We start from the raw sequence: 20484 nt of genomic DNA on the forward strand, positions 1-20484 counted from the left end.
TCCGCGCCGCCGAGGACCCGGAGTTCGAGACCTTCTACACCAAGAACATCCTTCTCAACGAAGGCATCCGGGCCTGGATGGCACCGGCTGACCAGCCGCACGAAAACTTCGTCTTCCCTGAAGAGGTACTGCCCCGTGGAAACGCCCTTTAATTCCGGCCTGGTGAGTGTCGGGGGCAAGGACCTCGACTCCACCGGTTACGCCTGGTGGGCCGGCAACGCCCGCCTCATCAATCTCTCCGGTCGCCTGCTCGGCGCCCACGTCGCCCACGCCGGTCTGATGGTGTTTTGGGCCGGCGCCATGATGCTGTTCGAGGTGAGCCACTTCACCTTCGACAAGCCCATGTACGAGCAGGGCCTGATCTGCATGCCGCACGTGGCCACCCTCGGCTACGGCGTCGGCCCCGGCGGTGAGGTGACCAACCTCTATCCGTTCTTCGTGGTGGGCGTGCTGCACCTGATCAGCTCCGCCGTGCTCGGCCTCGGCGGCCTCTACCACGCCCTGCGCGGCCCCGAGATCCTGGAGAACTACTCCTCCTTCTTCTCCCAGGACTGGCGCGACAAGAATCAGATGACCAACATCATTGGTTATCACCTGATTCTCCTCGGCGTCGGCGCCCTGCTGCTGGTCTTCAAGGCCATGTTCTTCGGCGGCGTCTACGACACCTGGGCCCCCGGCGGCGGCGACGTGCGCCTGATCAGCAACCCCACCCTCAACCCCGGGGTGATCTTCGGCTACCTCACCCGCGCCCCCTTCGGAGGCGAGGGCTGGATCATCGGTGTGGACTCCATGGAGGACATCATCGGTGGCCACATCTGGATCGGCCTGATCTGCATCTTCGGTGGTATCTGGCACGTGATCACCAAGCCCTTCGGCTGGGTGCGTCGCGCCTTCATCTGGAACGGTGAGGCCTACCTGAGCTACAGCCTCGGCGCCCTGAGCCTGATGAGCTTCATCGCCAGCGCCTACATCTGGTTCAACAACACCGCCTACCCCTCGGAGTTCTACGGACCCACCAACGCCGAAGCCTCCCAGGCTCAGAGCTTCACCTTCCTGGTGCGCGACCAGCGCCTCGGCGCCAACATCGGCTCCGCCATGGGTCCCACCGGTCTGGGCAAATACCTGATGCGCTCCCCCACCGGCGAGATCATCTTCGGTGGTGAGACCATGCGCTTCTGGGACTTCCGCGGCCCCTGGCTGGAGCCCCTGCGCGGCCCCAACGGCCTCAGCCTCGACAAGCTCCAGAACGACATCCAGCCCTGGCAGGTGCGCCGCGCGGCTGAATACATGACCCACGCCCCCAACGCCTCCATCAACTCGGTGGGCGGCATCATCACCGAGCCCAACTCGGTGAACTTCGTGAACATCCGCCAGTGGCTGGCGTCCACGCAGTTCGTGCTCGCCTTCTTCTTCCTGGTGGGTCACCTCTGGCACGCCGGCCGCGCCCGCGCCGCCGCCGCCGGTTTCGAGAAGGGCATCGACCGTCAGGCAGAGCCCACGCTGGCCATGCCCGATCTGGACTGATCCGCAACGATCAGCTTCCACCCTCTTCCCGAGGAATGACCAGCCAGCCCTCGCCATGCGGCGGGGGCTTTTTGCTGGGCCAGCGTCCTGCTGCCGAAGCAGACGTCAGATTCAGTCAGATCTGCGCGGGAAGTTGTCAGAGATCAGACCTGTGTGATCCATAACGTTCACAGCAGCACCGCAATCAGGTGCGGAACGGCTCTTCACACACACCGATGATCTCCTTCAAATCCAACAGGGCAACGCGCACGGGCCTCGCCCTCAGCGCCACCGCCCTCACCACCGCCGTGCTCGGCACCGCCGGACTGGCGCCCGTCCCGGTGTCGGCCCAGTCCTGGGCAGCGCAGGGCCGCAATCCCTCAGGAGTGGTCAGCTCCGCGATCAGCAGCCCCGCTCCCGGGGTGATCTGCGACACCGCCACCCGCATCTGCTACGACGGCAGCGGCGTTTCGCTGCCGCAGACCCGGCTGCACATGGGCTCCTGGGCCGAGTGGCGGCTCGCCCGCCAGCTCTCCGGTCAGCCGGCACCCACCGAGTTCCGCCTCAGCGACGGCAGCTTCTGCGATGTCCGCGCCCGCACCTGCTGGAGCGAGGCCTTCGGCCGCCGCACCGTGGCCACCCAGCTCAGCGAACAGCTGTTCGCCGGCGCCGGCATCGGCGGCCAGCGGGAGGTGAACCGGTTCGCGGGTCTCTGCAACCTGATGCGGGGCAGCCGCGAGATGTACAGCGGCGTGTGCGCCCTGCGCAGGGTGGCCAACAGCGAGCGGGGCGTCACGCGCTATGTGGTGCGGCAGCCCAATGGCAGCCAGCTCACCTTCAGCGACCGCAGCGGCCGCCTGGAGGTGAGCGACGGCGACCGCAGCTGGCCCGCCACCTTCGTGGATCACGGCCTCACCGGCGTGTTCCGCTGGCGGGACATGACCCTGGTGGCCACGCGCGAACACCCGGCGCTGCCCCTGGGCCGTCTTCAGAGCGACGGCATCAGCCAGCTGTTCATGGAGCGCTGACGGCCGCGGTCACGCAAGCAACGGCCTCTGCGGATCAGAGCGGCTGCAACCAGCGCCGCAGCAACGGCAGGCTGAGGCCGATGACGTTGCTGAAGCAGCCATCGAGCCGCTCCACCAGCAGCCCGCCCTGCCCCTCCAGGGCAAAGGCTCCGGCGCAGCGCAGGGGCTCGCCGCTGGCGACGTAGGCCCGGATCTCGTTCTCATCGATGTCGGCGAACAGCACCCTGGTGGTGACCGTCGCCAGCAGGGGAGCGGGCTCTGGCGCCGGCGGGTGAACCGGCAGGCTGAGCGAAGGGCGGATCAGGCAGTGGCCGGTGTGCAGCTCGCCCCAGCGGCCCGCCATGGCCTGCCAGCGCGCCACGGCCTCGGCGGCGTCGGCGGGCTTGCCATGCACGGCGCCGTCGACGCTGAGCAGCGAGTCACAACCCAGCACGGCCAGCGCTGGCTCCGCCGCCGCGGCCGGGTCCAGGCGGGCTGCCACCGCCTCGGCCTTGGCCCGGGCCAGGCGCTGCACCAGGCGGCGGGGATCGGAGTCCACGATCTCCTCCTCGTCCACGCCACTCACCACCACCCGGTGGGGGATGGCGGCCTGCTCCAGCAGACGGCGGCGGGCCGGGGAGGCCGAGGCGAGCACCAGCATCGGGCACCTGGGGAACAGGGACACAGGCAACGGCCACGGGAGCGTGCCGATCGGACCGCTGCCTTCGTACCGTACCCATCACCTGTGCCCGCGCCCGGGAGTCCTGCCGATGCCGCCCCTCCGCCCTGCCGTGCGCTCCGCCGTGCGCGCCCTCCCGGTGCTGGCCGCCGTCAGCCTGGGGATGGCGCCGGCCCAGGCCCAGCTGCAGATGTTCGGCGGCATCAGCAGTCCGGCCCCTGGAGTGGTGTGCGACCGCATCGCCATGACCTGCTTCAACGGCAGCGGCCCCTCGGTCGATCTCACCCGCCAGCATCTGGGCAATTCGGCCGCCCTGCGGCTCAGCGCCAGCCTCAGCGGCCGGCCGCCGGCCAGCGAGTTCCGGCTCAGCAACGGTGCGGTGTGCAGCGTCCGCGAAAGCACCTGCTGGACCGATTCCCGCCGGAAACGCGTCAGCGATGCACTCACCCGCGATCTGTTCGCCGCCTCTCCGAACCCGGACAGGGAGGTGAGCAGATCGCGCGGGCTGTGCAGCCTCAGCCAGCGCGGCCGTGCCGTCTACGACGGGAACTGTGATCTGCGGGTGGTGAGCCGTGACTCCGGCATCAGCCGCTACGCCGTGTCCACCGCAGACGGCCGCCGCTACGTGTTTCGCCGCCGGGGTGACACCCTCGAGCTCGAGGACGCCACCGGCACCTGGCCGGTGGACTTCCGCAACCACGGCTACACCGGCTTGTTCCGCTGGAGCGACATGACCCTGGTGGCCACCCGGGAGCACAGCCTGCTGCCCCTGGCCCAGCCCCGCGCCGCGGGCAGGGGCGCCGAGATCGACGCGCTGTTCTCCGGAGGCTCCAACTGAGCAGCCCCACCGACAATCCCCGCACGCCTGCCGCCGGGGCCACGGCAGATCCTCCCCCGGTCGATGAACGCCGTGCCCTGCGTCGCGCCAGCCGCTCCCTGCGCTGCCTGCCCTTCCGGCGCGCCTTCTACGACCAGGTGGGCGAGACGGCCCTGAGCAGCGGCAGCCTGGCGTCCAGCCAGGACTGGCGCCGGCTCTGCTTCCTGCCGGTCTCGCCCGAGCGGGCCGAAGCCCACTTCATCTGGCTGATCCGGCTGGGGGTGCTGCGCCGCGAGGTGGACGGTCAGGGCCTCACCGAGCGGGTGCGGCTGACGCCGATGGGACGCCGCCTGCTGGCGCAGATCCAGGGCGAGATCCCCCGTGCCGGCTTGCGGGAGCGGATGCTGGAACACTTCCGCCGCCGCCGTCCCCGCCTCTGATGGCCCGCTCCTGATGCCCCAGCCGGCCCAGCCGCCACCGGCCCTGATGGTGCTGGGCACCTCCAGCGGTGCCGGCAAATCGCTGATGACGGCGGCGCTCTGCCGGGCCCTGCGCCGCCGCGGCGAACAGGCGTTGCCCTTCAAGGGCCAGAACATGAGCAACAACGCCTGGGTGGACCGGACAGGCGGGGAGATGGCCTACTCCCAGGCGCTGCAGGCCTGGGCCGCCGGGCTCGAACCCCACCACAGCATGAACCCGGTGCTGCTCAAGCCCCGGGGCGATTCCACCAGCGAGGTGATCCACATGGGCCGTTCGGTGGGAACGGCCCGCGCCGAGCACTACTACCGCGACTGGTTCCGGCCCGGCTGGGCCGCCATCCGCTCCGGGCTGGACGAGCTGCAGGCCGCTCACCCCGGCGGCCGCCTGGTGCTGGAGGGGGCCGGCAGCCCGGTGGAGGTGAACCTGCAGGCCCGCGACCTCACCAACCTGCGCCTGGCCCAGTTCCTGCGCGCCCGCTGCCTGCTGGTGGCCGACATCGAGCGGGGCGGGGTGTTCGCCCAGATCGTCGGCACCCTGGCCCTGCTCAGCCCGGTGCAGCGGCCCCTGATCCGCGGGCTGCTGATCAACCGCTTCCGCGGCCGCCGCGAACTGTTCGACGAGGGGCGGTGCTGGCTGGAGCGGCACACGGGGGTGCCGGTGCTGGGGGTGATGCCCTGGCTGGAGGAGCTCTTTCCTCCGGAAGACTCCCTCGACCTGCTGGAGCGCCGCGGCCGCAAGGCCGGCGCCGAGCTGGAGCTCGCCGTGCTGCGGCTGCCCTCGATCAGCAACTTCTCCGACCTCGATCCCCTCGAGGCCGAACCCAGCGTGCGGCTGCGCTGGCTGCGGCCGGGTGAGCCCCTCGGCAATCCCGATGCCGTGATCCTGCCGGGCAGCAAGCAGAGCCTGGGCGACCTGGCGGCCCTGCGCCGCGCCGGACTGGATGGCGAGCTGCGCCGCTACCTGGCCGCCGGCGGCCATGTGTTCGGCCTCTGCGGCGGCCTGCAGCTGCTGGGGCGGGAGCTCCACGACCCCGAGGGCCTCGAGGGTGCTGCCCCCAGCCGCCTGCGCGGACTGGATCTGCTGCCGCTGCGCACCGTGTTCGGCGGCACCAAGGCCCTGCGCCAGCGCCGCAGCCAGGCCCTCTGGCCAGCCGCGCCCGACGGCGGCGGCAGCGAGTGTCCGGACGCTCTGGAGCTGGAGGGCTTCGAGCTGCACCGCGGCCGCACCACCGTTGTGGCGCCCGCGCCCGGGGCCCTGGCCAGCGACGACGGGCTGGGCTGGTGGCAGGCGGTGGGCGAGCGCGGCGGCCTGGTGGCCGGCACCTACCTGCACGGGGTGTTCGAGAGCGGCCCCTGGCGACGCCACTGGCTCAACCGGCTGCGCCGGCGCCGGGGCCTGCCCCCGCTGAGCCTCGATCAGCCCCACCACAGCCGCCAGCGGGACCAGCTGCTGGAGCGCCTCGCCGGCGCCTTCACGGAGCACGTCAACCTGGAGCCGCTGCTCGCCCCCTGATGGCCTCCCGCACCGTCACCATCCACTGGCCGAACGGCACGACCAGCGCGGTGGCCGCCGGCAGCGCCTGGCTGGAGGCGGCCCGGCAGGCGGGCGTCGCCATCCCCACCGGCTGCCTGGGGGGCAGCTGCGGCGCCTGCGAGATCGAGGTCAACGGTCGCGTGGTGCGGGCCTGCATCGCCACCGTGCCCCCCAGCCGCAGCGGCGAGCTGACGGTTGAGCTGGCGGTGGATCCCTACTGGTGATCAGGGCTGGATCAGCCCGCCGCCCAGCAGCACCTCGCCGGCATAGAACACCGCCGCCTGGCCAGGGGTGATCGAGAACTGGGGTTCGGCGAACGCCAGGCGCACCCGGTGGGGCCGGCCGGCGGCCCGGTCGGCGTCGCTGGCGGGCAGGGGGGTGAGCAGGGCCGGCTCCGGAGCGCTGCGGTAGCGCACCTGCACCTGCACATCCAGCGGCTCGGTGGGCGGCGCCATCGACACCCAGTTCACCGCCCCCACATCACAGCCGTCGCGGGCCGCCTCCCGGCGCGGCGCCACCACCACCCGGTTCATGGCGCCATCGAGGCGCACCACGTGCAGCGGCTCGCTCCAGGCCACCCCCAGCCCCTTGCGCTGGCCGATGGTGAAGTGCTCGATGCCGTCGTGCTCGCCCACCACGGTGCCGTCGGCGAGCACGATCTCGCCCTGGCGCGGCGGCAGATGGGCATCGAGGAAGGCCTTCATCGAGCCGTGGTGGTCAGCCAGGCAGAGGTCCTGGCTCTCGGGCTTGCTGGCCGTGCGCAGCCCATGGCGGGCCGCCTCCAGGCGGGTGTCGGCCTTGGTGAGCTCACCGAGGGGAAAGACCAGCCGGCCCAGGGACTCCTGGGGCAGGTCGTAGAGGAAGTAGCTCTGGTCCTTGCGCCCATCGAGACCGCGCAGCAGCTGATGGCGGCCGGCCGCCTCACCGGGAACGGGCAGGGGGTCGCCGGCTTCGGCGTGGCGCACGCGGGCGTAATGGCCGGTGGCGATGCGGCCGATGCCGCGCTCGGCCTCGGCCCAGGCCAGCATCGGGCCGAACTTCACCTCCCGGTTGCAGCGCGAGCAGGGCAGGGGGGTGACGCCGGCGGCGTAGCCCTCAACGAGGAAATCGACGATCTGCTCGCGGAAGTGCTCGCGGAAATCAACCACGTGATGGGGGATGCCGAGCTGCTCGCAGATGCCGGCGGCATCCACCAGGCCCTCGGCACAGCACGCCCCCTTGCCGCTCATCAGCCAGAGGGTGAGACCCTCCACCTGCCAGCCCGCCTCCACCAGCAGGGCGGCGGTGAGGGAGCTGTCGACGCCGCCGGAGAGACCCACGGCCAGCCGGTGCTCGCCCGGCCAGGACCGCAGGCGCTCCAGGGCCGCCGCGCCCGCAGGAGTGGCCGCAGAAGTGGCCGCAGGAGCAAGAGTGGCGGATCCAGCTGGGCAGGAAGCGGTCAAGGACTGGGTGGCACGGTCGTCTCTCCCCATCATGAGACGCAGAGCCCTGCCCCTGCCGTGACTGCCATTGCCCCGCCTGCGGAGCCAACACCCCCGCCCTGGCCGCCGCGGGACGCCGCCCACCTGCTGGTGAGCGGCGCCCAGATGGCGGCGCTGGAGGAGCATCTCTTCGCCTCCGGCCTGCCGGTGGAGGCCCTGATGGAGAAGGCGGCCCTGGCCCTGAGCCGGCAGCTGCTGGCCGACCACGGCGGCCTGCTCGAGCGGCAGGGGGCGGTGGTGCTGGCGGGACCGGGCCACAACGGTGGCGACGGCCTGGTGGTGGCACGCGAACTGCATCTGGCCGGGGTGGCGGTGGCGATCTGGAGTCCGTTCGAGCGCCACAAGCCCCTCACCGCCAGCCACCTGCGCCATGCCGCCTGGCTGGGCATTCCGCGCCTGGAGGCCGCCCCGGATCCGGCCGCCGCCTGCCTCTGGATCGATGGGCTGCTGGGCATCAGCCAGCGGCGGCCGCCGGAGCCGGCCCTGCAGGAGCTGTTCAGGCTGCGGGAGCTGCAGCGCCCGGGACGGCTGGTGGCGATCGACGTGCCCACCGGCCTCTGCGCCGACAGCGGCCGCTGCCTGGGGGGAACAGCCGCCCGGGCCAGCCACACCTACACCCTGGGACTGCTGAAGGCCGGCCTGGTGCAGGACGGCGCCCTGGAGTGGGTGGGCGAGCTGCGGCGGCTCGACCTGGGCCTGCCGCCGGCGCTGCTGACGGCGCTGCCCGCCGATCAGCCCCTGGGGCTCGGATCCGACGATCTGGCCGCTGCCCCCTGGCCGCGCCTGCCGGCGGCGGCGGCCAAGTACGGGCGCGGCCGGCTGCTGGTGGTGGCTGGCAGCGAGCGCTACCGGGGGGCGGCGAACCTGGCTCTGGCAGGGGCGAGCGCCGCCGGCTGCGGCAGCCTCCGGGCCGCCCTGCCCTCGGCCCTGGCCGACGGACTCTGGAGCGTTCACCCCCACGTGGTGGTGAGCCGGCGCCTGGCCTGCGATGCCCGGGGCCACCTGGCCCTGGGCCAGCTGGAGGCCGCCGATCTGGAGCGGCTCGATGCGCTGCTGGTGGGTCCTGGACTGGGCGCCGCGCCGCTGGACGGCGCGGATGGCGGCCTCGATGAAGACGCCGAATCGGCAGCCTGGCAGCGGTTGCAGCGCTTCGAGGGGCTGCTGGTGCTGGATGCCGATGGCCTCAACCGGCTGGCCGGCCAGGGCGCCGGCCCCTGGTTGCGGCAGCGGCGCGGCCCCACCTGGCTGACGCCGCACCGGGGGGAATTCGATCGCCTGTTTCCCGACCTGCGGGGCACCGAGGCCCTGGCGGCGGCGGCGGCGGCGGCCCGCGAGACCGGTGCGGCTGTGCTGCTCAAGGGTGCCCGCAGCGTGGTGGCCGGCCCCGGCGGCGGCTGCCGGCAGGTGCTAAAGGCGGCCCCGGCGGCAGCCCGGGCGGGCCTGGGGGACGTGCTGGCCGGGTATGCGGCCGCGCTGGGTGCGATGGCCCTGGCGGCGGCAGAGCATCCCGGTGATGCCCTGCTGGCGGCGGCCGGCCTGGCCCATGCCGGCGCCGGCCTGCACCTGCAGGAGCGCGGCGCGGGCGGGGCCTCACCCCAGGCCGTGGCCCGCTGCCTGGCGAACGCCTCTGTGTTGTTTTACAAGTAAAAGCTGAAGGGTTACTGAAAACACCATTGCTTCAACAAAACCTGCCGGATAGTGACGGGCCCCGTCGTGTCCAGCGATGCCTGCCTCCAGCCTGCGGACAAGCGAAGGGCGCGCCAGTGAAGGACAGAGGCGGCGAAGCAGTGATCCAGTGAGCTGGTATCTCTCCAGCATCGGCCGTGAACCGCTGCTCACACCAGCGGAGGAGATCGAACTGGGCAACCAGGTGCAGGCGATGATGCGGCTGCTGGAGGATCACAACCCGGCCCGACTCCCTGCTCTGCAGAGTAACTCAGGCGGCACGACTGTGCATCCTTCAGTGCCCCACGGAAGCCCCGCATCCGCTGACGGCGCGGCGGGCGAGCTCAGCATTCAGCAGCGCAAGGTGCTGCGCATCGGCCAGCGGGCCAAGCAGCGCATGATGAAGGCCAACCTGCGCCTGGTGGTGAGCGTGGCCAAGAAATACCAGGGCAAGGGACTGGAACTCCTGGATCTGATTCAGGAGGGTTCGCTGGGGCTGGAGCGCGCTGTTGAGAAATTCGATCCCACCCGCGGCTACAAGTTCTCCACCTATGCCTTCTGGTGGATCCGCCAGAGCATGACCCGGGCGATCGCCTGCCAGTCCCGCACCATCCGGCTGCCGGTGCATCTGACCGAGCGCCTCAGTGCCATCCGCAAGGTGAGCCTCGACCTGGCCCACAAGCTCGGCTCCATGCCCAGCCGCAGCGAGATCGCCGAGGCCATGGGCATGCCGGTCGCCGAGCTGGATGGCCTGCTGCGTCAGGCCCTCACCACCTCCAGCCTGGACGCGCCGGTGAACGGCGACGAGGGCCGCAGCTTCCTGGGCGATCTGATTGCCGACACCGCCGTGGAGGAACCGCTCGACCGGGTGGAGCGGGGAATGCACCACGAGCAGCTGAGCCGCTGGCTCAGCCACCTCAGCGATCAGGAGCGGCAGGTGCTGGAACTGCGCTTCGGGCTGGAGGGCCAGGAGCGCCACACCCTCGCGGAGATCGGCCGGCAGCTGGACGTGTCGCGGGAGCGGGTGCGGCAGGTGGAACTGAAGGCCCTGCGCAAGCTGCGCAATCTCACCCGCAGAATGCCCAGCACGCTCTGAGTCTGCGCCCGCTGCGGCCTCCCCTCATCTACCACCCGGCCTATTCGGCGCCGCTGCCCAGCAGCCACCGCTTCCCGATGGCGAAGTTCCGGCTGCTGCATCAGTGCCTGGTGGAGCGCGATCTGGCGCACCCCGCCCAGCTGCACCAGCCCCTGCCGGCGCCCCGCCGCTGGCTGGAGCTGGTGCACCCCCGCCGCTACCACCAGGCCTTCAGCCGGGGCGAGCTCGGGGAGCGGGAGCAGCGGCGCATCGGCCTGCCGGCCACGGCGCCACTGGTGCGGCGCACCTGGCTGTCGGTGGGCGGCACCGTGCTCACGGCGCGGCTGGCCCTGCGCCACGGCCTGGCCTGCCACCTGGCCGGCGGCACCCACCATGCCTTCGCCAGCGCCGGCAGCGGCTTCTGCATCTTCAACGACGTGGCAGTGGCCGCCCGGGTGCTGCTGCAGGAGGGAGCGGTGCGGCAGGTGATGGTGGTCGACCTGGATGTGCATCAGGGCGACGCCACCGCGGCGATCTTCGCCGGCGAGCCACGGGTGTTCACGGTGTCGGTGCACTGCGCCAGCAACTTCCCGCTGCGCAAGGCCCACAGCGACCTGGACGTGGCCCTGGCGGACGGCCTCGAGGACGACGCCTACATCGCCGCCATCGGCGACCTGATCCCCGAGCTGCTGGAGCGGCTGCGGCCCCAGCTGGTGCTCTATAACGCCGGAGTCGATCCCCACCGCCACGACCGGCTGGGCCGGCTGGCCCTCAGCAGCGCCGGCCTGCTGCGGCGCGATCACCTGGTGCTGGACGCCTGCCTGCGGCGAGGGATCGCCGTGGCCACGGTGATCGGCGGTGGCTACGACGTCCTGCCCCGTCTGGTGGAGCGGCACAGCCTGGTGTTCCGGGCCGCGGCGGAGCAGGCCCGGCTGCACGGCCTCTGATCCGGGCCTGGGATTCAGTCCTCGGCCCAGATGTAGCGGGTGAGCTCCTCACCGCTGGGCTCCGGAGCAGCCAGGGCGAACTCCACGGCATCGGCCACCTCGGCATCGATCTCCCTGTCGATGGCCTTGAGCTCGTCGCCGCTGGCCAGGTTGTGCTCGGTCAGATGGACGGCCAGGCGCTTGATCGGATCGCGCTGGGCCCAGAACTCCTTCTCGGCCTGCGCCCGCAGCTCATCGGGGTCGGCCAGGGAATGGCCCCGGTAGCGGTAGGTGAGGCACTCCAGCAGGGTGGGCCCCTCGCCGGACCGGGCGCGCTCGATCGCGCGCTGGGCGGCGGCGCGCACGGCCAGCACATCCATGCCGTCCACCTCCTCGCCGGGGATGCCGAAGGCGGCGGCCTTGCGCCAGATCTCCGGATCGCTGGTGGCGCGGTTGTGGTCCATGCCGATGGCCCACTTGTTGTTCTCCACCACGAACAGGATCGGCAGCTTCCAGAGCGCCGCCATGTTCAGGCACTCATAGAACTGGCCGATGTTGCAGGTGCCGTCACCGAAGAAGGCGGCGGTGACGGAATCGCTGGAGGCATCGCCCAGCGCGTCGCGCTTGTAGCGGCTGGTGAAGGCGGCTCCCAGGGCCACGGGAATGCCCTCGCCGATGAAGGCATAGCCGCCGAGCAGGTGGTGCTCCCGGGAGAACAGGTGCATGGAGCCGCCGCGGCCCTTGCTGCAGCCGGTCTCCTTGCCGAACAACTCACTCATCACCTCGCGGGCCGGCACGCCGCAGCTGAGGGCATGCACGTGGTCGCGGTAGGTGCTGCAGAACCAGTCGTGCTGGGCCTTCATGGCCTTGATCACGCCCGTGCTGACGGCCTCCTGGCCGTTGTAGAGGTGCACGAAGCCGAACATCTTGCCGCGGTAGTACATCTCCGCGCACTTGTCTTCGAAGCGCCGGCCCAGCACCATGTCGCGGTAGAGGACCAGGCCCTGCTCGCGGTCGACGGTGGCCGGAGTTCCCGGATAGAGATTCTCCAGGCGCTCGGCATGGGGCCCGGCAACGTGGGTGGACTCGGCCGAACAGCCGGGGGCTCCGGAGGCCTCCAGCGTCCCGCCGGTCGCGTCACGGCTCGTGTCTGCCTGGGTCATCGTCGAAAAGCTGCTGGTGTCGAAAAGCTGCGGGTGTCAGAAAGCTGCGGATGCCTTCGCCTGGCTGACGGTGCAGAAGCGGTGCAGAAGCGGTGCAGAAGCCAGTTCTGGTGGGCGAACTTTACGGGGTCCGGCAGCAGCGGCAGTGTCCATGGCGGCCATCCGGGCAGCAGCGTTCACCCTGACTACAGTCAGTCACCCGCCATCCCTGGGGATTGGACCTGCCGATCGATCACTTCCGGTTGCTCGGCGTGAGCCCGACCACTGATCTGCAGGCCGTGCTGCGCACCCTCCAGCAGCGCATCGACCGTCCCCCCGAGCACGGCTTCACGCCCGACACCCTCAGGGCCCGCGAGGAGCTCCTGCACAGCAGCGCCGACCTGCTCAGCGACCCCCAGCGCCGGGCCCACTACGAATCCGAGCTCACCGCCCTCAGCGACGAGGGGGAAACACTGCAGGCCGCCCTGGACGTGCCGGCCAGCAAGGAGGTGGCCGGGCTGCTGCTGCTGCTGGAGGCGGACCTGCCCCTGGACTGCTTCGAACTCACCAGCCGTGCTCTGCAACCACCCCAGGCGCCGGCCCTCGGCAGCGGTCGCGAGGCGGACCTGGGTCTGCTGGCCGGCCTGGCCTGCCTGCAGGGAGCCCGGGATCTCCGTGGAGAACGGCGCTATGAGGCCGCTTCCCAGCTGCTGGCCCAGGGACAGCAGCTGCTGCAGAGGACGGGGCAGCAGCTCGAACTGCGCCAGCAGCTCGCCGACGAACGCCGGGTGCTGCGCCCCTACCGCATCCTCGATCTGCTCAGCCGGGACCTCGGCTCCGCCCAGGAGCGCAGCGAGGGCCTGAGCCTGCTGGAGGAGCTGGTGCAGGAGCGCGGCGGGCTCGATGGCTGGCTCGAGGGCGAAGGCAAGGGCGAGGGCAAGGGCGAGGGCAACTCCGGGCCCAGCCCGGGCGATCTCAGCGTCGAGGAGTTTCAGGCCTTCTTCCGCCAGATCCGCCAGTACCTGACGGTGCAGGAACAGATCGATCTGTTCGAGCGCTGGGCATCCCGCTCGAGCCGGGCAGATTTTCTCGCCATCACGGCCCTCACCGCCTCGGGCTTCGCCCAGCGCAAACCGGAGCGGATCGGTGCGGCCCGCGACCGGCTGCTCGCCCGGGGCCAGGCGGACCTGCGTCCGCTGCTGGCCTGCCTGCACCTCCTGCTGGGCCAGGCGGACAGCGCCGAAGCCCTGTTCGCGGGCAACGCCAGCGAGGAGCTGCTGGAGTGGGCCCGGCGCCAGAGCAGCGATTCCCTGGCCCAGGTGTGCGCCTATTGCCGCCAGTGGCTGGCCCGCGATGTGCTGCCCGGCTACCGCGATCTGGAGGCCGACCCCGACCTCGAGGCCTACTTCGCGGACCGCGATGTGCAGGCCTATCTCGACGGCCTGGAGGCCGAGGCCAGCGCCGACGAGGTGTTCGCGCCCAGCGCCGGCGGCGCGGCCCTGGCCGGCGCGCAGGCCCTGCTGGGTCTGGGCTCGCTCGGGTATGGGGACGCCGATGAGATCGACGGCGACGACGCCGACCGGGAGGACGACGGCTTCGCGGATGCGCTGGCCCCTCGCTGGCGGCGGCCGCTGCTGCTGGCCACCGGCGCCCTGGCCGCGCTTCTGGTGGGACTCGGTCTGGTGTCCCTGTTGCGGCCCCGTCCGGCACCGGTGAGCGTCGGGCCCGCCACCAGCAGCAACGCCACCAACGGCCAGGCCGCTGGAGCAGGCCAGAGCCAGGGGAAGGCTCCAGGATCCGCAGCGCCGGGGGCACCGGCCAGCGGCGCCGCGACCGCTGAACCCCCGCAGAAACCCGGCAGCCCGGCCAGGCCCGAGGCCGCCGCGCTGCCGCTGCGCAGCGACCAGCCCAGCGCCGAGGAGATCCAGTCGTTGCTGGAGGCCTGGCTGGCCGCCAAGGCGAGCGTGCTGGCCGGCGAGGACGCTCCGACCTCCCTGGAGGACCTGGCCCAGGCGCCCCAGCTGCGCCTGCTCCGGAGCGAGCGCCGGGCCGACCAGTCCCGCAACCAGACCCAGCGCATCGACGCCAGCGTCGAGAACCTGCGGATCGAGGCCAACAGCCCCGGGCGCGTCGCCGCCGTGGTCACCATCCGCTACCGGGGCGAACGTCTCGATGGCGAGGGCAAGGCGGTGGGCCAACCCAGCAACCTCACCCTGCGCAACCGCTATGTGTTCAGCCGCGAAGGCGGCACCTGGCGGCTGGTGAGCTTCGAGCGGGCGACCTGAGGGGCGCCGGGCCGGGGGGCAACGGCGGGGGCGCCGCCGCCAGGTTTTTACGATCGGATCACCCCAGCGGCCGCCACGCCATGTTCGATGAGCTCTCCCAGCGGTTCGAGGATGCGGTCAAGGGCCTGAGGGGTCAGGCCAGCATCAGCGAGACCAACATCGAGGGCGCTCTCAAGGACGTGCGCCGCGCCCTGCTGGAGGCCGACGTGAGCCTGCCGGTGGTGCGGGAGTTCGTGGATGAGGTGCGCCGGAAGGCCCTCGGCACGGAGGTGGTGCGCGGCATCAGCCCGGACCAGAAGTTCATCCAGGTGGTGCACGAGCAGCTGGTGGACACCATGGGCGGCGAGAACGCGCCTCTGGCGGCCGGCGGCAAGCCGGGTGAGCCGGCGGTGGTGCTGATGGCCGGCCTGCAGGGCGCCGGCAAGACCACCGCCACCGCCAAGCTCGGCCTGCACCTGAAGGAGAAGGGCCGCAAGGCGCTGCTGGTGGCGGCCGACGTCTACCGTCCCGCCGCCATCGAGCAGCTGCAGACCCTCGGCGGCCAGATCGGGGTGGAGGTGTTCAGTCTGGGCACAGAGGCCAGGCCGGAGGCGATCGCCGCCGCCGGCATCGAGAAGGCGAAGGCCGAAGGCTTCGACACGGTGCTGGTGGACACCGCCGGCCGCCTCCAGATCGATCAGTCGATGATGGAGGAGATGGTGCGGATCCGCCAGGCCTGCCAGCCCGACGAGGTGCTGCTGGTGGTGGATTCGATGATCGGCCAGGAGGCCGCCGAGCTCACCCGCGCCTTCCACGAGCAGGTGGGCATCACCGGCGCCGTGCTCACCAAGCTCGACGGCGACGCCCGCGGCGGCGCCGCCCTCTCGATCCGCAAGGTGAGCGGCGCGCCGATCAAGTTCATCGGCACCGGCGAGAAGGTGGAGGCGCTGCAGCCTTTCCACCCCGAGCGCATGGCCAGCCGGATCCTGGGCATGGGCGACGTGCTCACCCTGGTGGAGAAGGCCCAGAAGGAGGTGGAGCTGGCCGACGTGGCGCGCATGCAGCAGAAGCTGCAGGAGGCCACCTTCGACTTCTCCGACTTCCTGCAGCAGATGCGCCTGATCAAGCGCATGGGCTCCCTCGGGGGCCTGATGAAGCTGATCCCGGGGATGAACAAGATCGACGACGGCATGCTCAAGCAGGGGGAGCAGCAGCTCAAGCGGATCGAGGCGATGATCGGCTCGATGACCGAGGCCGAGCGCCGCAACCCCGATCTGCTGGCCTCCAGCCCGTCGCGGCGGCGGCGCATCGCCGGCGGCTGCGGCCACAGTCCCGCCGACGTGGACAAGGTGCTGACCGACTTCCAGAAGATGCGCGGCTTCATGAAGCAGATGAGCCAGGGGGGCGGAATGCCGGGCATGCCCGGGATGGGCGGAGGGTTCCCGGGCATGGGCGGCTTCCCCGGCATGGGTGGCGGCATGCCGGGGATGGGCGGCATGCCCGCGGGCGCGCCGGGCCGCGGCCGCGGCGCCGCCAAGGCCCCCAGACCGGCGAAGAAGCGCAAGGGCTTCGGCGACCTCTGATCCTCCGCCGCCAGCCACGAGGTAGAGTCGCTCTTTGCACCTTTTGCGGCTAGGCCACGATGATCAAGCTCCGCCTGAAGCGGTTTGGCAAGAAGCGGGAAGCGAGCTTCCGCCTGGTGGCCGTGAACAGCACCTCCCGCCGCGACGGCCGCCCGCTCGAGGAGCTGGGGTTCTACAACCCCCGCACCAAGGAAACCCGCCTCGACACCGAGGCCATCCGCGCCCGTCTGTCCCAGGGTGCCCAGCCCACCGAGACCGTGCTGACCCTGCTGGAGCGCGGCGGCCTGGTGGAGAAGAGCGTGCGCCCCTCAGTGGTGGTGGGCCAGAAGAAGCAGGCGGCCGCCCGCGAGGCTGCTGCCAAGCAGGCCGCCCGCGAAGCCGCTGAAGCCAAGGCTGCCGAAGAGGCCGCCGCCGCTGAAGCAGCTGCCGCCGCCGCTGCCGAAGAGGCCCCCGCCGAGGCTTGACATCCGGGCCCCTGGCCGAGTCCGACGGACTCAGCTCCACCACCCTCTCCCTGCCGTCCCAGGCCTCAGCCCTGGCCCTTGCCGGCGAGGGCGAAGTCACCCTCAGGCGACTCGAAGCCCTCACCGGTGCAACGCTGGTGCTGCGGGGCCTCGACCTGTCCCTGCGCGCTCGCCCCAGCCAGCTGCAGCGGGCCTGTGATCTGCTGGACCTGCTCCGTCCCCTCTGGCAGGAGGGCCAGAGCATCAGCCAGGTGGACCTCAACACCGCCCTGCAGGCCCTGGACAGTGGCAGGGGCGAGGAGCACCGCGACCTTGGCAACCTGGTGCTGGCCCGCAGCCAGAGCGGCCGGCTGCTGCGGCCGCGCACCCTGCGCCAGAAGGCCTACGTGCAGGCCATGGAGCGCCACGACCTCACCCTGGCCCTGGGGCCGGCCGGCACCGGCAAGACGTTCCTGGCCACGGTGCTGGCCGTGCGCATGCTCCAGGACCGGCGGGTGGAGCGGCTGATCCTCACCCGTCCGGCGGTGGAGGCCGGCGAGCGCCTCGGCTTTCTGCCGGGAGACCTGCAGCAGAAGGTGGATCCCTACCTGCGGCCGCTCTACGACGCCCTGCACACCCTGCTGGGGGCGGAGCGCACGGCGGTGCTGCTGGAGAAGGGGGTGATCGAGGTGGCGCCCCTGGCCTACATGCGCGGCCGCACCCTGGCGGACGCCTTCGTGATCCTCGACGAGGCCCAGAACACCAGCGGCGCCCAGATGCGCATGGTGCTCACGCGCCTGGGCGAGAACTCGCGCATGGTGGTCACCGGCGACCCCAGCCAGACCGACCTGCCGCCGGGGGTGCCCAGCGGCCTGGCGGAAGCCGCCCAGGTGCTCGATGGCGTGGAGGGCGTGGCGATCTGCCATCTCAGCGCCGCCGACGTGGTGCGCCATCCCCTGGTGCAGCGCCTGGTGAGCGCCTATGAGCAGCGCGACAGACGCCGCGCCGCCGGCACCGCCGCCAGCCCAGCCCGCCCGCGCTGAAGGAGGAAATCCGCACCGCGGCAAGGATCACAGCTTCCGCCGCGTCCGCTCCGGCACTGGCAGGATGGGCGAAGTTCTCAGTTCCGGGGCCCCATGCCGGCCAGCAGCAATTTCCAGGAGGCCATCCGCGAGGCGCAGTCCAGCGCCCTGGTGGGGCCCAACGTCGTCAACAAGGCCCTGCCCTACGTGGGCGGCGGCATGGTGCTCACCGCCGGCGGCGTGCTGGGCGGCCTCACCCTCATGGCCAGCAGCCCGGCGCTGTTCATGCCCCTGTTCTGGGTGGCCCTGATCGGCAACTTCATCCTCTTCTTCGTGGCCCAGAACGTGGCCATGAAGGGCAACAATGGCACCGCCCTGCCGCTGCTGGCCACCTACAGCCTGATCACCGGCTTCACCCTCAGCGGCATCGTCGCCTACGCCCTGAGCGTGGCGGGCGTGGGCGCCATCGGCACCGCCACCCTGGCCACCGGCATCACCTTCGTGATCGCCTCCGTCGTCGGCCGTCGCATGAGCGACAGCGTCGGTCAGGCCCTCGCCGGAGTGGTGGGCCTGGGCATCATCGGCCTGCTGATCGCCATGGTGGTGCAGATCGTGGGCAGCATCTTCGTGCCCGGCATGTTCGGCGGCACCGGCCTGGAACTGCTGATCGCCGGCTTCGGCACCGTGCTGTTCGTGGGCGCGGCCTTCGTGGACTTCTACACGATGCCCCGCACCTACAACGACGAGCAGTACCTGGCCGGGGCGCTGGGGATGTATCTCACCTACATCAACCTGTTCATCTTCATTCTGCGCCTGATCATCGCCCTCCAGGGTGGCGGCCGCCGCGACTGATTATCCTCAATCCGGTCTGGATCAGCCTGATCGAGCAGCGTGATCTGGGTCTGGGTCACTTACATTCCAGCGACTCAGATTCCTGTCCTCAAGCGCATCCTGAGTCTCCACATTTCAGGCTGATCCTGAGCCTCCACCTTTCTGGCTCACCCCCGGATTTCAAGTCCGTACCCGATTGACGGCTTCCTGATTCACGGCCCATCTGGGTTTCAGGACATCCAGTTTCAGGGCCTGCAGATTTCAGGACCCACAGGTTCTGTACAGGTTGTACAGAACCTGTTGTTCACGCGCAGAGCATCCAATCTCCGGGCAGCCCCCCGCCGTCCGGCCTCACTCGGCAACGGCCTCGATGGCGGCCGTGATCGCCGCCCGCTGCTCCGCGTCGTAGCCCCAGCGCTGCAGGAAGGCCACGTCCTCCCCCTGATCGTCGCGGGCCGCGGCCAGGAGGGTTTCCAACCGGTCCTTCACGGCCACGGACTCGAGCTGGCGCAGCAGCTCGGTGCAGCGCAGCCGCACGCGCTCCGAGCCCGCCTGCTGGCCGGCGTCACCGGCGCGCCGATGGTGCAGGGCCATGGCCGTGCTCATGGCCAGGTTGCGCACCGTGAGATCCACCACCCCCGCGCCGGCGGCCCGCAGCTGCATCACCAGCGGATCGGGGAGGCGATCCATCAGCGGGCAGTCACCGGCCAGGCTCACCACGAAGAAGCCGCGGCCGCCGTCGCGGCTGGCCACCAGCTCGGCGACCCGGTCCGCCAGCACCTCATCGCTGAGCTCGCCGTTCTCCCACAGCTCCAGCCACTGAGCCGTGATCTCCATCGCCTGCTGGAAGTTGGGTTCGAGGGGAGTGCTGGTCATGGCACGCGGCGCTGGGGTCACCGGACTGGCAGTGTTGAGGTTATGGACCCGCACCCCTCCAGCGCCGCCAGCCCCCCCGACGCCGCCAGCTCCCCCGACAGCGTCAACGGGCCTGGCCGCCTGGCCATCCCCGCCGCCGATGTCGGCCTCACCCTGCCGATTCCCGACCCCGCCGAATCGGCACGCCTGCTGGCCGGCACCGATGCCGGGCAAAGCGGCGCTGCGGGTCCCTTCCGCTCCGGCTTCGTGGCCCTGATCGGCCGCCCGAACGTGGGCAAGAGCACCCTGCTCAACCAGCTGGTGGGCCAGAAGGTGGCGATCACCTCGCCGGTGGCCCAGACCACCCGCCACCGCCTGCGCGCCATCCTCACCACCCCCGCGGCCCAGCTGGTGCTGCTGGACACGCCCGGCATCCACAAGCCCCATCACCTGCTGGGTGAACGGCTGGTGAAGGCGGCCCGCAAGGCCATCGGCGACGTGGACCTGGTGCTACTGCTGGTGGACGGCAGCCAGAGCGCCGGCCGGGGCGACGGATTCATCGTCGACCTGCTGCGTCACTGCCGCCAGCCGGTGCACGTGGCCCTCAACAAGTGGGACCAGGTGGACCCGGAGCAGGCCGAGGAGCTGGCCGCCAGTTACCGGCAGATGCTGCTGGGCGACGGCGAGCAGCCGCCGCTGGCCTGGCCCCTGCACCGGCTGAGCGCCCTCACCGGCGAGGGCACCACCGGCCTGGTGGAGGCCCTGGCGGCCGACCTGCCGGAGGGCGGCCACCTCTATCCCCCCGACGCGGTGAGCGACCAGCCCGAGCAGCTGCTGATGGCGGAACTGATCCGCGAGCAGGTGCTCAGCCACACCCGCGAGGAGGTGCCCCACTCGGTGGCGGTGCGCATCGAGCGGGTGGTGGACGACGGCCCGCGCACCGCCGTGCTGGCCACGGTGGTGGTGGAGCGCGCCAGCCAGAAGGGCATCCTGATCGGCAAGGGCGGACGCATGCTGCGCACGATCGGCCAGGGCGCCCGCCTGCAGATGGAGAAGCTGGTGGGCGGTCCTGTCTATCTGGAGCTGTTCGTGAAGGTGTTGCCGGGCTGGCGGCGCAGCGCAGCCCGCCTGGCCGAGCTCGGCTATCGGGACGACTGAGGCAGCTGAGAGAATCGGCC

19 protein-coding genes and 1 pseudogene are annotated in these 20484 nt (G+C 71.2%); 16 read left to right on the forward strand and 4 right to left on the reverse strand.

The features are described 5' to 3' along the window. The 3 genes and pseudogenes from KBY90_RS12290 to KBY90_RS12300 form a co-directional block, all read left to right on the forward strand. Positions 1-152, forward strand: a pseudogene (locus KBY90_RS12290) (photosystem II D2 protein (photosystem q(a) protein)); the annotation flags it as partial. Continuing rightward, positions 136-1524 carry a photosystem II reaction center protein CP43 gene (psbC, locus tag KBY90_RS12295; RefSeq protein WP_254968943.1) on the forward strand — a complete coding sequence of 463 codons (1389 nt, stop codon included), beginning with the start codon at positions 136-138 and terminating at the stop codon, positions 1522-1524. The pseudogene KBY90_RS12290 and the gene psbC, both read left to right, overlap by 17 nt. A gap of 215 nt (positions 1525-1739) precedes the next feature. Continuing rightward, on the forward strand, positions 1740-2531 hold the full coding sequence (locus KBY90_RS12300; protein ID WP_254968944.1) for a YcgJ family protein: 792 nt from the start codon (positions 1740-1742) through the stop codon (positions 2529-2531). Positions 2532-2565: 34 nt separating this feature from the next. Here the strand turns inward: KBY90_RS12300 and KBY90_RS12305 are convergent, their stop codons facing one another. Further along, a complete protein-coding gene (locus KBY90_RS12305) occupies positions 2566-3171 on the reverse strand; it encodes a nucleoside triphosphate pyrophosphatase (protein ID WP_254968945.1) in 606 nt (201 codons plus the stop codon). 109 nt (positions 3172-3280) lie between these two features. Here KBY90_RS12305 and KBY90_RS12310 point away from each other — a divergent pair, with 109 nt between their 5' ends. From KBY90_RS12310 to KBY90_RS12325, 4 genes are all read left to right on the forward strand, one after another. Beyond that, a complete protein-coding gene (locus tag KBY90_RS12310; RefSeq protein ID WP_254968946.1) occupies positions 3281-4027 on the forward strand; it encodes a YcgJ family protein in 747 nt (248 codons plus the stop codon). A 77-nt stretch (positions 4028-4104) separates the two neighbouring features. Then, positions 4105-4446 (forward strand): Npun_F0494 family protein, encoded by a 342-nt coding sequence (locus KBY90_RS12315; RefSeq protein WP_254968996.1) that lies wholly within the window; start codon positions 4105-4107, stop codon positions 4444-4446. A gap of 46 nt (positions 4447-4492) precedes the next feature. Next, complete coding sequence (locus KBY90_RS12320; protein ID WP_254968997.1) at positions 4493-5998, forward strand: cobyric acid synthase; 1506 nt, start codon at positions 4493-4495, stop codon at positions 5996-5998. Continuing rightward, complete coding sequence (locus KBY90_RS12325) at positions 5998-6243, forward strand: 2Fe-2S iron-sulfur cluster-binding protein (protein ID WP_254968947.1); 246 nt, start codon at positions 5998-6000, stop codon at positions 6241-6243. Before KBY90_RS12320 ends, KBY90_RS12325 begins: the two co-directional genes overlap by 1 nt. On the opposite strand, the gene mnmA is transcribed toward KBY90_RS12325, so the two are convergent. Then, on the reverse strand, positions 6244-7461 hold the full coding sequence (gene mnmA / locus KBY90_RS12330) for a tRNA 2-thiouridine(34) synthase MnmA (RefSeq protein WP_396122588.1): 1218 nt from the start codon (positions 7459-7461) through the stop codon (positions 6244-6246). A gap of 144 nt (positions 7462-7605) precedes the next feature. Here mnmA and KBY90_RS12335 point away from each other — a divergent pair, with 144 nt between their 5' ends. The 3 genes from KBY90_RS12335 (at position 7606) to KBY90_RS12345 (ending at position 11187) form a co-directional block, all read left to right on the forward strand. Then, on the forward strand, positions 7606-9147 hold the full coding sequence (locus tag KBY90_RS12335) for an NAD(P)H-hydrate dehydratase (protein WP_254968999.1): 1542 nt from the start codon (positions 7606-7608) through the stop codon (positions 9145-9147). 76 nt (positions 9148-9223) lie between these two features. Beyond that, positions 9224-10261 carry an RpoD/SigA family RNA polymerase sigma factor gene (locus KBY90_RS12340; RefSeq protein WP_254968948.1) on the forward strand — a complete coding sequence of 346 codons (1038 nt, stop codon included), beginning with the start codon at positions 9224-9226 and terminating at the stop codon, positions 10259-10261. An 11-nt stretch (positions 10262-10272) separates the two neighbouring features. Continuing rightward, entirely contained in the window at positions 10273-11187 is a 915-nt protein-coding gene (locus tag KBY90_RS12345; RefSeq protein WP_254969000.1) for a histone deacetylase, read from the forward strand. Positions 11188-11201: 14 nt separating this feature from the next. Here the strand turns inward: KBY90_RS12345 and pdhA are convergent, their stop codons facing one another. After that, on the reverse strand, positions 11202-12329 hold the full coding sequence (gene pdhA / locus KBY90_RS12350) for a pyruvate dehydrogenase (acetyl-transferring) E1 component subunit alpha (RefSeq protein WP_254968949.1): 1128 nt from the start codon (positions 12327-12329) through the stop codon (positions 11202-11204). Positions 12330-12544: 215 nt separating this feature from the next. Here pdhA and KBY90_RS12355 point away from each other — a divergent pair, with 215 nt between their 5' ends. The 5 genes from KBY90_RS12355 (at position 12545) to KBY90_RS12375 (ending at position 18472) form a co-directional block, all read left to right on the forward strand. Next, positions 12545-14593 (forward strand): ARC6/PARC6 family protein, encoded by a 2049-nt coding sequence (locus tag KBY90_RS12355; protein WP_254968950.1) that lies wholly within the window; start codon positions 12545-12547, stop codon positions 14591-14593. Positions 14594-14673: 80 nt separating this feature from the next. Then, positions 14674-16155 (forward strand): signal recognition particle protein, encoded by a 1482-nt coding sequence (gene ffh / locus KBY90_RS12360; protein WP_254968951.1) that lies wholly within the window; start codon positions 14674-14676, stop codon positions 16153-16155. A 59-nt stretch (positions 16156-16214) separates the two neighbouring features. After that, on the forward strand, positions 16215-16619 hold the full coding sequence (rpsP, locus tag KBY90_RS12365; RefSeq protein ID WP_254968952.1) for a 30S ribosomal protein S16: 405 nt from the start codon (positions 16215-16217) through the stop codon (positions 16617-16619). Between the two features lie 11 nt (positions 16620-16630). Beyond that, positions 16631-17641 carry a PhoH family protein gene (locus tag KBY90_RS12370; RefSeq protein WP_254969001.1) on the forward strand — a complete coding sequence of 337 codons (1011 nt, stop codon included), beginning with the start codon at positions 16631-16633 and terminating at the stop codon, positions 17639-17641. Positions 17642-17734: 93 nt separating this feature from the next. Continuing rightward, on the forward strand, positions 17735-18472 hold the full coding sequence (locus KBY90_RS12375) for a Bax inhibitor-1 family protein (protein ID WP_254968953.1): 738 nt from the start codon (positions 17735-17737) through the stop codon (positions 18470-18472). Positions 18473-18802: 330 nt separating this feature from the next. Here KBY90_RS12375 and KBY90_RS12380 read toward each other — a convergent pair whose 3' ends face one another. Continuing rightward, positions 18803-19327: a hypothetical protein gene (locus tag KBY90_RS12380; RefSeq protein ID WP_254968954.1), complete on the reverse strand. Its 525-nt coding sequence runs from the start codon at positions 19325-19327 to the stop codon at positions 18803-18805. Between the two features lie 42 nt (positions 19328-19369). Here KBY90_RS12380 and era point away from each other — a divergent pair, with 42 nt between their 5' ends. Then, positions 19370-20464, forward strand: a complete 1095-nt coding sequence (gene era / locus KBY90_RS12385) for a GTPase Era (protein ID WP_254968955.1) — start codon at positions 19370-19372, stop codon at positions 20462-20464. The last annotated feature ends 20 nt before the right edge of the window (positions 20465-20484 follow it).

The organism is Cyanobium sp. CH-040, assembly GCF_024346135.1.
Lineage (GTDB): Bacteria > Cyanobacteriota > Cyanobacteriia > PCC-6307 > Cyanobiaceae > NIES-981.

Coding starts and splice junctions, on each gene's coding strand:
- KBY90_RS12375 (WP_254968953.1), top strand. CDS start 17,735: ATGCCGGCCAGCAGCAATTTCCAGGAGGCCATCCGCGAGGCGCAGTCC.
- KBY90_RS12335 (WP_254968999.1), top strand. CDS start 7,606: ATGGCGGCGCTGGAGGAGCATCTCTTCGCCTCCGGCCTGCCGGTGGAG.
- KBY90_RS12380 (WP_254968954.1), bottom strand. CDS start 19,327: ATGACCAGCACTCCCCTCGAACCCAACTTCCAGCAGGCGATGGAGATC.
- KBY90_RS12300 (WP_254968944.1), top strand. CDS start 1,740: ATGATCTCCTTCAAATCCAACAGGGCAACGCGCACGGGCCTCGCCCTC.
- KBY90_RS12340 (WP_254968948.1), top strand. CDS start 9,224: ATGCCTGCCTCCAGCCTGCGGACAAGCGAAGGGCGCGCCAGTGAAGGA.
- KBY90_RS12325 (WP_254968947.1), top strand. CDS start 5,998: ATGGCCTCCCGCACCGTCACCATCCACTGGCCGAACGGCACGACCAGC.
- ffh (WP_254968951.1), top strand. CDS start 14,674: ATGTTCGATGAGCTCTCCCAGCGGTTCGAGGATGCGGTCAAGGGCCTG.
- KBY90_RS12310 (WP_254968946.1), top strand. CDS start 3,281: ATGCCGCCCCTCCGCCCTGCCGTGCGCTCCGCCGTGCGCGCCCTCCCG.
- era (WP_254968955.1), top strand. CDS start 19,370: ATGGACCCGCACCCCTCCAGCGCCGCCAGCCCCCCCGACGCCGCCAGC.
- rpsP (WP_254968952.1), top strand. CDS start 16,215: ATGATCAAGCTCCGCCTGAAGCGGTTTGGCAAGAAGCGGGAAGCGAGC.
- pdhA (WP_254968949.1), bottom strand. CDS start 12,329: ATGACCCAGGCAGACACGAGCCGTGACGCGACCGGCGGGACGCTGGAG.
- KBY90_RS12320 (WP_254968997.1), top strand. CDS start 4,493: ATGGTGCTGGGCACCTCCAGCGGTGCCGGCAAATCGCTGATGACGGCG.
- KBY90_RS12305 (WP_254968945.1), bottom strand. CDS start 3,171: ATGCTGGTGCTCGCCTCGGCCTCCCCGGCCCGCCGCCGTCTGCTGGAG.